Here is a 618-nt window from a genome sequence, read left to right as displayed (position 1 = left end):
CACGAAGCGCCCGGCCTCGAACGGCCGACCGGCATGCGGCAGGCCCAGCGCGGTCACGTCCCAGCCCATGCATTCGGCGCCGGGTGCAAGGTCCAGCGTGAGGTGGTTTTCGGCGTTGCAGGCGTTGTAGCAGAGCGCCTCCAGCGGCAGCCACTCCAGCCGCGCCCCTGCGGCCAGGGACAGCCGGGTGCGCTGGCGCGCCGGGTCGCCGGTGGAGCGGTAGAACCGCGCGGCGCCCGGCGTGGTGAGCAGCCCGTGCCCGCCGGAGCCGACCGAGGCCGTGATGTCCAGCGTGTCGCCGCCGACCAGCCCGCCCGGGGGGTGCACGATCACGTTGTGGCAAATGCCGCCGCCCTCCGGGTACAGGCCTTGCAAGATACGCAACGGTCCGTCGTGCGCAAAGCGCGCCACGGTGCGCGCGTGCTCCAGCGTGTAGTCGAGTTGCAGGCTGGCGTGCCAGGGCATGTGGGGGGGGGGGAGGGGGCTGCTGCGGGCGGCCGATTATCACCGGCAGCAGCGCCCTGCCGCGGCCTGGGGCGGGTGTTCCGATGGTGAATAATCGGTCCCGCCTGGAGTGCGCAGCATGCCCGATGAATCCCACCCCGCCAGACCGTCCCG

Annotated in this window: 1 protein-coding gene; it reads right to left on the bottom strand. The window is 72.8% G+C overall.

The window, feature by feature from the left end:
- A partial coding sequence (locus VTU_RS0124795) for an urease accessory protein UreD (protein ID WP_010110628.1) occupies window positions 1–465 on the bottom strand: 465 nt, incomplete at its 3' end.
- Window positions 466–618 lie beyond the last annotated feature (153 nt).

It is taken from the genome of Verminephrobacter aporrectodeae subsp. tuberculatae At4 (genome assembly GCF_000193225.1).
Lineage (GTDB): Bacteria > Pseudomonadota > Gammaproteobacteria > Burkholderiales > Burkholderiaceae_C > Acidovorax > Acidovorax aporrectodeae.
The sequence above is the reverse complement of the archived record's forward strand: the minus strand, read 5'-3'. Positions and strand labels throughout refer to the sequence as shown.